The organism is Priestia sp. FSL P4-0332, assembly GCF_038005845.1.
Classification (GTDB): domain Bacteria; phylum Bacillota; class Bacilli; order Bacillales; family Bacillaceae_H; genus Priestia.
Genome location: NZ_JBBOUA010000001.1, coordinates 2526297 through 2541270, shown reverse-complemented (window position 1 = coordinate 2541270; position 14974 = coordinate 2526297). Strand labels below are relative to the sequence as shown.

Genomic DNA, 14974 nt, shown 5'->3' with positions numbered 1-14974 from the left:
GTGTCTAGACACGAACCGTTTTTTTGTCCATTTGCACGTCAAGCCAATTTAGTATATCTTCTATCACTTCATCTTTATTTAATTCATTAAGCAACTCATGACGGCACTGTGTAAAAAAGCGGTAGCTTACGTCCTGCAATCCGGCTTTTTTAAAGTCGTTATATACTTTGAGTACCCCTTTTGTATAGCTGCCTACTGGGTCATGTTCTCCAGATATTAAATAAACAGGCAGGTTTGATGGTACTAGCTTTATATTAGCTAAGTTAGAGATTTGTTTGATTCCTGTTAATAAGTCATAGAAAAATCCCGCTGTGAAAACTCCTCCGCAGTAAGGGTCATTTACATATAAATCTACAGCCTCATTATCTTGACTTAACCAATCAAAAGGTGTTCGAGCAGGATGAAAGGATTTGTTATACTGTCCAAAAGAAAGTTTATCAAGCAATGGACTAGCAGATCGTAATCCTTTTCTTTTTTTCTCTATTGTCGCAGCTAATATGCCGCCCTTCAGTGAAAGGGAAGGAATGCTGCCAGTACCTGAGAGCATCACACCATAAATGTGCTCTGTATTCAATTGAATATATCTTCTCGTTAGAAAAGAACCCATGCTGTGACCGAAAAGAAAGATTGGTAGACCGGAGTGTTCCGTTGAAATGTGATTAGTCAGAGCAATCATGTCGTAAACTACGGTGTCAAAACCATTTTCTTCAGCAAAAAAACGCTTTTCTTCATCTTTTAAAGCTGTTTGACCGTGACCGCGGTGATCATTTCCATATACGATGTAGCCATGTTGAGTTAATACATTAGCAAAGTATTCGTAGCGTCCAATATGTTCGGCCATCCCATGGGCTATTTGAACAACGCCTTTTGCAGAATTGTTTTCAACATCCCATTTTTGTGCAAATATTTCTTTTTCCTGATGACCTCTGTAATAAAAGGATTGTTTCATGCTCAGCATCCACCTTCCGCCCCCCCTTGTAAAATAAGGGATATATGTATATATTATACTGATTTATGCGGGTGATTTTACTATTTTGAAATAAAAAATGATTATTTTGTCATAAACCTTTACAAACCTTTATGTGATTTGTTAAATTAGTATTTATATTAAAAATTATTAAACAATTTAAAAAGATTCAGTTTTTAATAGGTTAGATGAATACGGAGGGAATTATTGTGGCAGAATTAAGAAGTAACATGATCAAAAAAGGATTCGACAGAGCACCGCACCGCAGCCTACTGCGTGCAGCTGGTGTAAAAGAAGAGGATTTCGGCAAACCGTTTATTGCGGTTGTCAATTCATATATTGATATTGTACCAGGTCATGTTCACTTGCAAGAGTTTGGTAAAATCGTAAAAGATGCGATTCGCGAAGCTGGTGGCGTACCTTTTGAAATGAACACTATCGGTGTAGATGACGGTATTGCGATGGGACATATCGGTATGCGCTATTCATTACCAAGTCGTGAAATCATTGCTGACTCAGTTGAAACGGTAGTATCTGCTCACTGGTTTGATGGAATGGTATGTATTCCAAACTGTGATAAAATCACGCCTGGGATGTTAATGGCTTCATTACGTCTGAATATTCCGACAGTTTTTGTTAGCGGCGGACCAATGAAGGCTGGCGTAACGAGCGACGGTCGTAAGATTTCTCTTTCTTCAGTATTTGAAGGCGTAGGAGCTCATCAAGCTGGTAAACTTGATGATAAGGGATTACTTGAATTAGAACAATTCGGCTGTCCGACATGCGGATCTTGTTCAGGAATGTTTACAGCGAACTCAATGAACTGCTTAGCTGAAGCGTTAGGACTTGCTTTACCTGGAAACGGTACAATCTTAGCCGTTGCTCCTGAACGTAGAGAATTCGTTAAGAAATCAGCTAAACAGCTTATGGAATTAATTAAATTAGATTTAAAACCACGTGATATCGTAACAGAAAAAGCAATCGACAACGCGTTTGCTTTGGACATGGCGTTAGGTGGTTCTACAAATACAGTTCTTCATACGCTAGCTCTTGCGAATGAAGCTGAAATTGAGTATCCATTAGAGCGTATTAATGAAGTGGCAGAACGCGTGCCTCACTTGGCAAAGCTGGCTCCGGCTTCTGATGTATTTATTGAAGACTTACATGAAGCAGGAGGCGTATCAGCTGCTTTAAACGAGCTATCTAAAAAAGAAGGGGCTCTTCATTTAGATACTATGACAGTTACTGGAAAAACGCTAGGTGAAAACATTGCCGGATGCGATGTAAAAGACTATAACGTTATCCATCCAATCGATAAGCCGTTCACCGAAAAAGGCGGACTTGCTGTATTATTTGGTAACTTAGCTCCAGACGGCGCGATTATTAAAACAGGCGGTGTTCAAGACGGCATTACTCGCCACGAAGGACCAGCAATTGTATTTGAGTCTCAAGACGAGGCGCTGCACGGTATTGCTAACGGCAAAGTAAAAGAAGGACATGTCGTAGTCATTCGTTATGAAGGACCAAAAGGCGGCCCGGGAATGCCTGAAATGCTAGCTCCAACTTCTCAAATCATGGGAATGGGACTAGGTGCAAAAGTAGCTCTATTAACGGACGGACGCTTCTCTGGCGCTTCTCGTGGATTATCAATTGGCCACGCATCTCCAGAAGCTGCTGAAGGCGGCCCGCTAGCATTTGTAGAAGATGGCGACCACATCGTGATTGACATTGAAGATCGTTCGATGAATGTTCAAGTTTCTCCAGATGTTTGGGAAGAACGAAAAGCAAACTGGAAAGGCTTTGAGCCAAAAGTGAAAAAAGGCTATCTTGCAAGATATTCTAAACTTGTAACTTCTGCAAGCACAGGCGGAATTATGAAAATCTAATAGTACAAAAAAGGCTCTCAGTAGAGAGCCTTTTTCTTTACTGAAGTAACTGTGTACAAGAAGATTTTTAAAACGTAAATTCTTTTTTCATTATAACGTGTGGAATACCGTCTTCCATAAATACATCAGAAACAGTCTTATACCCTAATTTATGATAAAATGATTCAGCTTGAACTTGACCGTGAAGCTTAGCTTGAGTTAATCCTTCTTTTTTCGCTGCTTCTTCCAAGCTGGCCACCACTTCTTTTCCGAGCCCGTATTTTCTAAATTCGTTTAATACGCATATCCGCTCTATTTTGGCGTAATCGTCTACTATGCGGAATCTACCAGAAGCTGCCGGTTCATTGTTATAGTAAATCAACATATGTTTTGCCGTTTCCTCATGTTCATCAAATTCATCTTTTAATGGCACGCCTTGTTCTTCAACAAACACTGTTTTACGTATATGAAATACTTCTTCAAGCTGCTCTTTTGTTGTAACTTGCTTAATTTTCATTAAAATCCTTCCTTTGCTGCGAATTTATGATTCTTTTTTGTATAATAAAGATATCTGATATGAAAGAGTATAAAGGAAAAACAAAATGTTGTAAATGCAACAAAAAAAACAAACAAGTGAAATATTACATACATGATGTTTTAATTTCTCGCTGTTTGAACTGTATCAGTAGCATTAAATTTAAATGCTGAGCGAAATATAATCAAAAAATAGCGCTTCAGCTTTTAACAAACTTTAGAAAGAATTAAAATCAACTGGAACATGTTACAAAAGGAAAGAAAATGTATTATGAAGCGCCATGGCTCTACATAACTTGTAAAAAGAGAAATATTCACAATAGTAGTAGGATGAAAAAGGGGAATGTATCATGCAAATAACCTTAGTGTATAAAGATGAGCAATCGAATAAATTTTGGAAAGTTGAAAGAAGAGACAGCAAGTTAGTCATTCACTTTGGAAAAGTTGATACAGCCGGTCGCATGCAAGTAAAAGAGTTTGCTTCCGCAGAAGCTTGTGAAGCGGAAGCTGAAAAGCTGATTCGTGCAAAATTGAAGAAAGGGTATAAGCCTTTAACTTGTTCAATGCAAGTAATGAAAGACAGCACGATGTCAGAGGATCTCTTTTGGGAACTGATAAAAAAGGCGAAGACAAAAATAGATGTCGACGAGCAAATGGAATGGCTCCGCTCAACGCTAGCAAAGCGTTCTGAAAAAGACATTTTCCGCTTTGATCAGCTGTTAAATCAGCATTTTGATCAATCCTATACTTCTTCATTGTGGGCAGCAGCTTATATTGTAATGGGCGGTTGTTCAGATGATTGTTTTGATTATTTTAGAGCGTGGCTTTTATATCAAGGAAAAGACATTTATTATAAAGCAATTGAATCTCCTGAGACGATGATTTCTGTTCTTCAACCACTAGAAGTAGAAGGCTATGCTCCTCAATTAGAAGAATTACTTGCTGTAGCGTGTGAAGCTTATGAAGAAAAGACAGGTTTAGATAACGACTACTATTATGATAAATATGACCAGTTTGATCCAATCTGGTACGATGAGCAAGATTTGGATCTTGATTGGGATGAAGATGATGAGGATGGTTTACAGATGCGATTCCCTGTGCTTTGGAATCGCTATTGGAACAATCATCTCGAATATTAAAAAGAGGAGATGAAAACCTTTAAACAGATTTTCATCTCCTCTTTTCTTATTTTGATAGAGTACGTGAAGGACCGGCCGAAGACAGTTTTGTTTTTTTGTTTAGCATACTGTTCATAATCATTCCGATTACGATTACCATCATACCAGCTAAAGCTATCCCTGTTGGCACACGCCCATTTAATAAAAACACTTCTCCAAACACTGTAAAAATCATGCTGCCCGATTGAGTTGCTTCGACAGCTCCCAGCAAAGCTAAATTTTCTTTTGCCAAGTCTGTTGCGTGAAAGAACGTCATTGTCGCAATTACACCTGAACTCATCGCTAATATAAAAGCTTGCGAAAACTGAGGAGCTGTCGGCATACCAGTTGTATAAAATCCATATATCGCATAGATGATACTTAGCGGTATACTGCCGATAGCCATACCTAAAACACGTTGAAATGTATCTAATTTCCCTTTGCAAACTTCCATCATTTTTCGATTTCCAAGCGGATATAAAAAAGCAGCCATGACGACAGGGAGAAAACCCAACACAAACTGTGAAAGCGTGATGTTTTCAGCTTCTTTAACTTGCATGAGAATCACACCCGCTAAAATAAACGTTGAAATACCAAGCGTTTTGAGTGGAATGTTTCCTCTTACTTTTTTGTTTCCGTCTGCAGTTTGAATCGTTACATAGAAAAGTGGAGAAATGAGCGCACCTGCCAAGATCGTTACTTGCCACGTTCCAGCTATGAGCCATGACGGTCCAAAAAGTGAAGAAAAACTTAATAATGAATAAAATCCAATTCCTGCAAGAGTTCCCCAGCCTAACCAAGCGAAAGGATGCTTTTTCATTTCCATCCATAATGGTGTAAACTTCTTTTGTACAAGTACTAAAATGAGTAAAATAGGTAGTGCTAATAAAAAACGAAGAGATGCTGTCCAAGCCCAGCTTGTTCCAGATACATTCATGGCGCGATTCACAATAAATGTAGCAGAAAAGAACATGGACGAGAGAAGCCCCCATAAAATTGCTTTCATACTTTTTCCTCCTAATTAATAAAAATACCTAAATATATATTATAGTATACTTAGATACAAAAAAAGTGTACCATAATATACAAAAGAAAGGAAGGTAAAAATGCATTCAGAAGAAATGATGAAAAAGGTAGGCAACGAGCTTAGAAAAATAAGAACACAGCGAGAATTCACACTCGATGAATTAGCAGATAGGACGGGAGTGAGCAAACTTACGTTAGGGAAAATTGAAAGAGGGGAGACTAATCCAACCCTAGGAGTAATGTGGAAAATAACAACAGGTTTAAATATCCCTTTAACTAAATTAGTGTCAGTAGAACCTTCAGTGGCTGTATCTAAGTGCGGAGAAGGTTTTTCTCTCAAAGGACCGGACGAAGCGTGGAAAGTAGAATTTATTTTTCAAAATCAAATAGATTCAACTATTGAAATGTACCGAGCCTTTCTTTCTCCTCTCGCTACATACTGTCCCGAACCTCATCATAAAGGATTAATTGAAGTAGCAACGGTAATGGAAGGAAGAATCGAAATGAAAATAGAAGAAGAGCTATACGAGCTAAAACAATTTGACTCTATAAAATTTGAAGGAAGTCATGTACACTCATACAAAAATCTTGAAGAACGTCCCGCTGTTCTGCATTTACTGCTAAAATATGAGGAGTAAAACGGCAGAGCCGCAGTAAAACGAACCATAAAAAATGATTCGTTTTACTGCGGCTCTAAGAGCTGTTTATTCATCAGCTTGTTTTGATAACTAATGTATTTCTTCACCCTGATGATAATTAATGAATATTCTTCAATCAAACGGTGGATAGATTGAACCATACACTCTGGGTAATGATGTTTTTTCTGTAAATATACTTTATACTTTCGAATTTGTCTTTCGAAATATAAAATAACTTGTTCAGGTGTTTTTACCAGTAAAGATTGCATGTATTCATCTACTTGCTTTTCGAGAAACGAATAGCGATTCGTGATAAAAAATGTCTTCATCTTATTTTCCTCCCTATATGTTAGTGGTACAAAAAAGAAACCCTTGTGCTAGGATTTCTTTTTTGCTTTTTATTTGAATCAGCTGTGCGCAACTTTTAGGCACTGATACTTGAAATCGAAGACTGTCTATATTTTTTTATTTTGCATTTTATATATGTAGGCGTTTCGCCGAAAAGATTTGCTACATGTGCAATAGCTCCATAATACGTTTTAGCATCCATCATTTCTTTATTCACAATATAGTCATACAGGGATGATTCAATATCATCAACAAAAGCTAAAATGTGACGCTTTTCGAATAGGAGTTGATAAAGTTCATTAATTAAGTATGGGCTTTGATCAAATTTGTCTTGAAGCTGCTCTACTCGGTACTTTGTCATAGGCACTTCACACAAGATAATGTATCGTAACTCTTCTAAAAATAATTTATTCATCTTTCTCACATCCCTATTCTGTTAATAATTATATAATAGCACTATGCCTTCATATTTGGAAGCGTTTTCAATGTATTAATTTTAATATTTTTTTCTTCTCATTTCCTTTCGTTTTTTCTTTTCTTACGTGAATTATCTGTAGTATAGTTCGTTTTACGTAAAGACTCTAGCTAATTGTTAAACTACCTGACATACTTTTTGAAATTTTTATTATTGATGTCAAAAACTCTTACATACCTAAGCGCAAACACCTTAAAAATAACGTCCTATGAGCCGGAATCGTCTTTAATTGTGATAAAATAAAAAATGGAAAATACATCATATAGGAGAGAGGCTATGGAAAAAGATCATATTTCAGAGCTTAAGATTTTAAAAGACATTGCCGAGATTTTAAATGAAGGCACTAATTTACATACAATGCTTCACGATGCTCTTTTAAAACTGCTGCAAATAACAGATTTACAAACAGGATGGATCTTTTTTATTGACGAAAATGGAAAACATGAGATGATTGCCGCTCAGCATTTGCCGCCGGCTTTATTAAATAAAACCGCTCAGCCTATGTGTAACGGAAGCTGCTGGTGTGTTGATCGGTATATGGATGGCCGGCTTCAAAAAGCGTCTAATATTATGGAGTGCAAGAGACTTGAAGATTCCGTCATTCATGAGTGGGGGGATACACACGACATTACCCATCACGCAACGGTTCCTTTACAAGCAGGGGATGAGCGCTTTGGATTATTAAATGTAGCTGCCCCTCATAAAATTCATTTTGAACAGCGAGAGCTTGATTTATTAGGATCCGTCGCTCTTCAAATTGGCACGGCTATCAAGCGGATTAAGCTGACTCAATCTCAGCAGGAGGTAAAGCTTATTGAAGAAAGAAACAGACTGGCAAAAGATCTTCACGATTCTGTTAATCAACTGTTATTTTCAATTAATGTCACAGCCAAAGCCGGAAGCAGCTTAGCGAAAGATGTGCAGTTAAAAGAGACTTTTTCCTTAATCCAAGAAACCGCTCAGCATGCTCAAGTGGAAATGAAAGCATTAATTTGGCAGCTTCGTCCTCAAGGGTTAGAAAACGGCATCGTCAGTGCGTTAAAAAGCTATGGTCAAATGCTAGGTCTTAACGTAACAGAACAAATTAAAGGTGTGTCGGTTTTGCCTGCTGTGATTGAAGAGACACTGTGGAGAGTCGGCCAAGAAGCTTTTAATAATTGCCGAAAGCATGCGGGTACAGCAGATGTACATTTAAACGTAAATATAAGCAGAGAACAAGTGATTATGAAAGTCCAAGATAGCGGCAATGGGTTTATGTATAGTGCTTCAGCAGAATTGCCGACGCTTGGATTAAAAACCATGCAAGAGCGAATAAAAAGATTAAATGGAAAACTATCTGTTACAAGCAGCATAGGAAACGGAACGGTTGTGGAAGTATCTATTCCTCTTTCATAACAGAAAGGAGCGCATATGAAAATAAAGATTCTAATCGCAGATGATCACCACGTTGTCCGAAAAGGGCTTGTCTTTTTCTTACAGACGCAGCCAGACTTAGAAATTGTAGGAGAAGCTTCTAACGGAGAGGAAGCTTTAAAGTTAGCGACATCCCTAGAACCACACATTGTTTTAATGGATTTATCGATGCCGGTTCTCGATGGAATCGAAGCAACAAAAGAATTAAAAAAACAAGCACCGCATATACAAGTCATGATTTTAACAAGCTTTTCGGATCAAGACCATGTGATACCGGCACTAGAAGCTGGAGCTTCAGGCTATCAGCTAAAAGAAAGTGACCCAGATGAACTTGTAGCGGCTATTCGAAAGCTAATGAACGGAGAAAATCAGCTTCATCCAAAAGTCACCACACACTTGCTAACACGCTTAACTAAAAGCAGCGAAAAGAAAGTCAATTTTATTGACCACTTAACAAAACGAGAAAAAGACGTATTAAAAGAAATTGCAAAAGGAAAAAGCAACAAAGAAATCGGTGTTGCCTTACATATTACGGAAAAAACAGTAAAAACACATGTATCTAATATTTTATCGAAGCTTGGGGTTCAAGACCGCACGCAAGCTGCTCTATATGCTGTGCAGCACGGAATTTCCTAACCTACGACTTTAGTTGTAGGTTTTTCTCTGTGCTTCTCCGTCTATATTGGTAGCTTTCTTTCTATCAATAGCATGACGAAAAAAAGTTCAATCATCCCTATACTATACGTATAACCAAACGACAGAGGAGTAGATAAACATGAACATACTTATCATGAATGGAAGTCCTAGAGAAACAGGTCGAACAACACAAATGACGAGAGAGCTTCACAAAAGCTATCAAAGTTCTTTTCTAGATTTAAGCCAATTATCGCTTCCTATATTCACAGGTGAACCTCATCAGTATGAAACAGAAGAAGTACAAGAGCTAATTGAAAAAATAGAAAAAGCAGATGGTATTTTACTTGCGACGCCCGAGTACCACGGAGCTATGAGCGGAGCGTTGAAAAACGCATTTGACTTCTTAAACAGTGCGTATTTTGCGCATAAGCCCGTAGCACTTTTAGCAGTATCAGGAGGAGGAAAAGGAGGCATTAATGCTTTAAATAACCTTAGAACCGTTACACGCGCTTTGTATGCGAATGTTCTATCTAAGCAGTTGGTATTAGACCCTGCAGACATCTTGGAAAAAGGGACTTTACGAAAAAACGCAGCTAACGGAATTCATGAATTAGTTAATGAGCTGACTCTGTATACACAAGTGTCTAAGCAAATTTTAGAAGCTAAGCAAAATGTTTGATGAAGGCGCTCCATAAAGACCGGCGCTTTCAGGCCGTAGTAGCTGCTAATGTTTTATCCTCTATCGGCTCCGGTATTACGATGCTTGCCATTCCTTTACTGTTAGTTGCATCTCCACATGGAAATAGACTATTTGGCACGATTATGCTGATTATGACGGTGATTAGCTTTATGGCTACTCCTTATATAGGTGTTCTGATTGATCGAATGTCACGAAAGAAACTGCTGTTAACCGTAGAATTGATAGGTTTTATCACGGTCATGTTATTTGTAATCGTCGGTTTTGTTACCGATTATTCAACGATTCACTACGTAATTTTGTACGGAACCGGAAACCTTTACTACACGTTTTTTTATCCAACGATTTTTGCTTTAAATCAAGAAGTTTTTTCAAAAGATGCGTTTCAATCATTAAACAGTATCATGGAAATACAAGGTCAGCTATCGAGTATGCTTGCAGGCGCTATAGCGAGTCTAGTCATTACTCGTTGGTCGCTTCAGTGGATTTTAACAGTAGATGCATCTACGTATATAGCTGCATTTCTTTGTCTATGGAGTATTCCATATAAACAAAGCAGTGAACGAAGCGACAAGAAACACACTGCCATGAAAGAAGGTTTAACATTTATAAAAGAAAATCGCTCCGTCTCTATTTTTTTACTGCTTTCTTTTATGCCTTTCATCGCTGTGATGATGACGAACTATTTATTTCCTATTTATCTGACTCAAGAATTAAAAGCAAGCCCAGCAGCATATGGAATTGAAAGTGCGGTATATGGTTTCGGGGCATTAACGGCAGGGGTATTCATCGTATCTATTATGAAAAGAACAGGCACTGAGCTAGCCGTTATGCTTAATATAAGCCTTTTTGCACTCGGTATATCTATCCTCTTCTTTATGAAACTTCTGCCGATTTATTTTTCTGTTGTGTTTCTTCTTGCTTTTGCAAATGCAGGTACAAGAGTAGCTCGAAATACGTTTATGATGCAAAAAATACCGAATATCATCGTGGGAAGAGTCGACAGCTGTTTTCGCTTTATTACGTTAGGAATTCGGATTTTACTGATTTTCTTCTTTACGTACGTTACGGCTAACGATCGTATAGGACTGGCTTTTTTAGGGCTGAGTCTACTTTTATTATCATCGGCTGGAGCGGGCTGGATACTCTACAAAAGAAAAAAGCGAAAACAGTCTGCATTGCTTAAGAGTGTTTTATAATGTCTGTTGCATGTTATAATAGAGAAATTGACAAATAATGTTCAACGTTTATGACGTTGAACATTATTTGTTCTGAATAGAAATTAAACAGAAACAGCATTGACTGTTATGCGATTGGAAGATTGTGAAGCGATGATAAATAAAACATTAAACAAAGAACAATTAAAAGATTCGTACTCAAGCAGAACGTACTATAGAGGACACACGTATTACAAGCAGGGACGTGTGCTCGACTTGGAATACAATGAACAGACCACTACGTGGACAGCAGCCGTTCGAGGGGCGGAAATGTATACGGTAATGGTTGAACAAAAAGGAAATTCTTTTTATTCATTCTGCGATTGTCCTGCTTATCACGAGTTTTCAGAATGCAAACACGAAGTAGCTGTTTTATTAACCATTTGCGATGAGCGAGCAAAGCCGCAGCCAATTAAAACGAAGCCTTTTCGCCAAAGCAAAGAATACGAGAATGTAAATCATTTTATCGACTTATTTTCAAGTTATCAGCAAACAATAAGCGACCACAGAAAATATGCAGATAAAGATCCGTTGAAAGTGGAATTTATTTGCAAGTCTTACTCAGAAGAATTTTTACGTTCAGAAGGAATGTACGTGGCGCTTGAAATGAAAGTAGGCGTCGACCGGACGTATGTAGTAAAAAACATTCAAGAATTTTTAACAGACGTTAAAGAATTCAAAACTCACGAATTTACCAAGCGCTTCGAATATGACCCGGCGGAACATTTTTTTATAGAAGAAGATAGGAAAATCATTGAGCTGCTGATGGATATTATGACAAATGAATCATTTTATAAAAATTCTTATTCCATGTATCGTTCGTCTGCAAATAACAGAGAACTAATCATTCCCTCTATCATAGCCAAAGAGTTATTTCAATTGCTCAAAGATCGGAGCTTTATATTTATTCATGACGGGCACTCATATGAAAATATTATCTTTGCTGAAAGCTCAGCTCCTTTTTCGTTTCAATTAAATAAGCACCCGGCAGCTGGATTTGAGTTAGACTTTACTGAACTTCATCAAGCTTCATTTTTTGATCGATACGGGTGGCTATTTTTAAACGGGACGTTTTATGAGCTATCTCAAGATCAGCGTATGCTTCTTGAAGGGCTTCGAAAAACGGCGCCTTTGAAGCCAGTCGTACCTATAGCAGAAGAGCAGATGGGCAATTTTTTATCACACGTCGTTCCAGGACTAAAAAAAGTGGGAAAAGTGGATATCGCAAAAGAAGTATCCCATCAGATTATTGCACCTGAACTAAAAGCAAAAGTATTTATTGACCAGGAAGATGAACAGCTGTTTGTGACGCTTCGGTACCACTACGGAGAGATTTCAATTAATCCATTTTTACCTCAACCTGAAAAGTACGATAAAATCTTAATACGAGATTTAGAAAAAGAAGACCGCGTGATGGATTTAATTGAAACAGCTCCTTTAAACATTTATAAAAACCAGCTGTATTTAAATCAAGATGAATCATCTTTATATGAATTTTTGTTTCATATTGTTCCAAAGCTTGATGAAATAGCGGATGTGTATATTACGGATGAGATGAAAGATTATGCTTATACGGATTTTTCTGCGCCAGTAACAACGGTTGACATCAAAAACAGCAATGGATTATTAGAAATTAATTTTGATTTAGGAGACATTAATCATCAGACCGTTCAAGCTGTTTTAAAATCTGTTTTAGAAAAGAAAAGCTATCATCGTCTAGATAACGGTGCGTTTATTCCTCTTGAAAACGAAGGCTTTGAGCATATTCAAAATCTGTTTCGTGAGCTGAACGTAACCGAGAAAGACTTAAAGGATAACTCATTGCAAGTACCTTTATACAGAGGGATGCAAGTGGAAGAGATTATGAGTGCGGGTGATAAATCAGCTGCTAAGTTTGGCTCAGCATTTAAAAGGTTACTTACACAGCTCAAATCCCCAGAGGAAATGGATTGGGAAGTACCGGAATCCTTGCAGGCATCACTGCGTGATTATCAGTACAATGGGTTTAAGTGGTTTAAATCTCTGGCTCACTACTCTTTAGGAGGCGTGCTGGCTGATGATATGGGGCTTGGAAAAACGCTTCAAAGCATTGCCTATATCCTATCTGAAAAAGAGCTTGATGAAGATAGCAGTGCTTTTTTAATTGTTGTGCCGGCTTCCTTGATTTATAACTGGCGCAACGAATTGGAGAAATTTGCACCGAATTTAACGGTTCAAACCATTACAGGAACGCCGAGCGAGCGTGAGGAGAAGCTAAAACGCACAGCTGACGTATGGATCACATCTTATCCAACGCTGCGTCAAGATATTGATTTGTATCAGCACCTTCATTTTCATGCTTTAATTCTAGATGAGGCTCAGAGTATTAAAAATCATACAACGAAGACAGCAGTAGCTGTTAGGACTATTTCAGCTAAAAAACGTTTTGCGCTGAGCGGTACCCCTATTGAAAACTCACTTGATGAGCTTTGGTCAATTTTCCAGACCATTCTTCCTGGTTTATTTCCAGGGCTTCGCCAGTTTAAAAACATGTCATCGGAGCAGGTCAGTCGAATTGTAAGACCATTTTTACTGCGACGAGTAAAAAAGGATGTGTTAAAAGAACTGCCTGATAAAATTGAAACAACTCATTTATCTGAGCTGACTAAAGAACAAAAAGAGTTATATGTAGGCTATTTAGAGCAATTAAAATCATCTTTAGCCGGTGAAGATTTTAATAAAAACCGAATGAAGATCTTAGCGGGATTAACAAGACTTCGCCAGATTTGCTGTCATCCGTCTTTATTCGTTGAAAATTACGAAGGGTATTCAAGCAAATTAGAGCAGCTGCTTGAGATTACAAGAAGTGCGGTTGCCAATGGAAAACGCTTGTTAATCTTTTCTCAGTTTACAAGCATGCTTCACATTATTCGAGAAGAGCTTCAAAAAGATAATCTCTCATACTTTTATTTAGATGGTCAAACGCCATCAAAAGAACGGGTGGAAATGGCGGATCGGTTTAATAATGGAGAACAAGACATTTTCTTAATTTCATTAAAAGCCGGAGGCACAGGCTTAAATTTAACGGGAGCCGATACGGTTATTTTATATGACTTATGGTGGAACCCGGCGATTGAAGAACAAGCGGCAGGCCGTGCACACCGCATTGGGCAAAAAAATGTTGTGCAGGTCATCAAGCTTATTTCTCAAGGAACCATCGAAGAAAAAATTTACGGCTTGCAGCAAAAGAAAAAAGAACTCATCGAACAGGTTATTCAGCCGGGAGAAACAATGCTTTCCAGTTTGACAGAAGAAGAGCTTCGAGAACTGCTTAGTATGTAGCAAAGGATGTGTGAGGAATGAAAAAATGGGCGTTTGTATCAGATTTTGATGGAACAATTTCAAAAAAAGATTTTTACTGGATTGTGATTGAAAAGTATTTTCCAGAAGGTGAAGAACTTTTCCACCGATGGAAAGCAGGAGAAATGAAAGATATTGATTTTTTATCTACTGTTTTTCAATCCATTCACCAGGAAGAACCGAAAATTTTAGAAGAAGTAGGGAATATTCCAATTGATGAATACGTGCCCGCTTTTATTAAAACTGTTCAGAAAAACGGCGGGGATTTTTATATTCTAAGCGCTGGAACAACGTACTATATTAAACCGATTTTAGATAAATACGGTGTTGAAAAAGTGGAAGTTTATTCGAATGAAGGATATTTCCATCAAAACAATGTTCACTTGCGTCTAGACCCTGCTCACAGATGGCATTCAGAACGCTACGGCATTGATAAATCTGCTGTTATTCAAGAACTAAAAGAGACATACGAAACGATTTATTTTGCTGGAGACAGCGAGCCGGATTCACATCCGGCAAAATATGCAGATGTCACATTTGCAAAAGATTCTTTGCAGGATTTACTGCGCGAACAAAACGTTTCATTTGTTCCAGTTGAGACATTTAAAGATATTGAGCGGTATTTAATGCAGCACAATGTGATAAGCAAGACATAAAAACAG

General features: G+C 37.8%; 14 protein-coding genes. 9 read left to right on the top strand and 5 right to left on the bottom strand.

Annotated elements, in window-relative coordinates; all coding sequences use genetic code 11:
• Positions 1-4: 4 nt before the first annotated feature.
• On the bottom strand, positions 5-949 hold the full coding sequence (locus tag MKY06_RS12835) for an alpha/beta hydrolase (RefSeq protein ID WP_098196702.1): 945 nt from the start codon (positions 947-949) through the stop codon (positions 5-7).
• 227 nt (positions 950-1176) lie between these two features.
• Between MKY06_RS12835 and ilvD the strand changes: the two genes are divergently transcribed.
• Positions 1177-2853 (top strand): dihydroxy-acid dehydratase, encoded by a 1677-nt coding sequence (ilvD, locus tag MKY06_RS12830; protein ID WP_013057207.1) that lies wholly within the window; start codon positions 1177-1179, stop codon positions 2851-2853.
• Between the two features lie 67 nt (positions 2854-2920).
• On the opposite strand, the gene MKY06_RS12825 is transcribed toward ilvD, so the two are convergent.
• A complete protein-coding gene (locus tag MKY06_RS12825; RefSeq protein WP_098476644.1) occupies positions 2921-3349 on the bottom strand; it encodes a GNAT family N-acetyltransferase in 429 nt (142 codons plus the stop codon).
• A 367-nt stretch (positions 3350-3716) separates the two neighbouring features.
• Here MKY06_RS12825 and MKY06_RS12820 point away from each other — a divergent pair, with 367 nt between their 5' ends.
• Entirely contained in the window at positions 3717-4505 is a 789-nt protein-coding gene (locus tag MKY06_RS12820; RefSeq protein WP_029321977.1) for a DUF4240 domain-containing protein, read from the top strand.
• A gap of 46 nt (positions 4506-4551) precedes the next feature.
• On the opposite strand, the gene MKY06_RS12815 is transcribed toward MKY06_RS12820, so the two are convergent.
• Positions 4552-5529, bottom strand: a complete 978-nt coding sequence (locus tag MKY06_RS12815) for a DMT family transporter (protein WP_013057204.1) — start codon at positions 5527-5529, stop codon at positions 4552-4554.
• A gap of 100 nt (positions 5530-5629) precedes the next feature.
• Here MKY06_RS12815 and MKY06_RS12810 point away from each other — a divergent pair, with 100 nt between their 5' ends.
• Positions 5630-6187 (top strand): helix-turn-helix domain-containing protein, encoded by a 558-nt coding sequence (locus tag MKY06_RS12810; RefSeq protein WP_013057203.1) that lies wholly within the window; start codon positions 5630-5632, stop codon positions 6185-6187.
• A 44-nt stretch (positions 6188-6231) separates the two neighbouring features.
• Here MKY06_RS12810 and MKY06_RS12805 read toward each other — a convergent pair whose 3' ends face one another.
• Positions 6232-6516 carry a hypothetical protein gene (locus MKY06_RS12805; RefSeq protein ID WP_029321972.1) on the bottom strand — a complete coding sequence of 95 codons (285 nt, stop codon included), beginning with the start codon at positions 6514-6516 and terminating at the stop codon, positions 6232-6234.
• Between the two features lie 95 nt (positions 6517-6611).
• The gene (locus MKY06_RS12800; protein ID WP_013057201.1) at positions 6612-6950 is read right to left on the bottom strand and encodes a hypothetical protein; all 339 of its coding nucleotides are present in this window, start codon (positions 6948-6950) and stop codon (positions 6612-6614) included.
• 336 nt (positions 6951-7286) lie between these two features.
• On the opposite strand from MKY06_RS12800, the gene MKY06_RS12795 reads away from it, so the two are divergent.
• The 6 genes from MKY06_RS12795 (at position 7287) to MKY06_RS12770 (ending at position 14968) form a co-directional block, all read left to right on the top strand.
• Entirely contained in the window at positions 7287-8405 is a 1119-nt protein-coding gene (locus MKY06_RS12795) for a GAF domain-containing sensor histidine kinase (RefSeq protein WP_013057200.1), read from the top strand.
• Between the two features lie 15 nt (positions 8406-8420).
• On the top strand, positions 8421-9059 hold the full coding sequence (locus MKY06_RS12790) for a response regulator (protein ID WP_013057199.1): 639 nt from the start codon (positions 8421-8423) through the stop codon (positions 9057-9059).
• A 139-nt stretch (positions 9060-9198) separates the two neighbouring features.
• Positions 9199-9738 (top strand): NADPH-dependent FMN reductase, encoded by a 540-nt coding sequence (locus MKY06_RS12785; protein WP_098476645.1) that lies wholly within the window; start codon positions 9199-9201, stop codon positions 9736-9738.
• Positions 9738-10955, top strand: coding sequence for an MFS transporter (locus MKY06_RS12780; protein ID WP_029321966.1), 1218 nt, complete (start codon positions 9738-9740; stop codon positions 10953-10955). Before MKY06_RS12785 ends, MKY06_RS12780 begins: the two co-directional genes overlap by 1 nt.
• Before the next feature lie 132 nt (positions 10956-11087).
• Entirely contained in the window at positions 11088-14294 is a 3207-nt protein-coding gene (locus tag MKY06_RS12775) for a DEAD/DEAH box helicase (protein ID WP_098399471.1), read from the top strand.
• Between the two features lie 17 nt (positions 14295-14311).
• On the top strand, positions 14312-14968 hold the full coding sequence (locus MKY06_RS12770; protein ID WP_064471719.1) for an MtnX-like HAD-IB family phosphatase: 657 nt from the start codon (positions 14312-14314) through the stop codon (positions 14966-14968).
• The last annotated feature ends 6 nt before the right edge of the window (positions 14969-14974 follow it).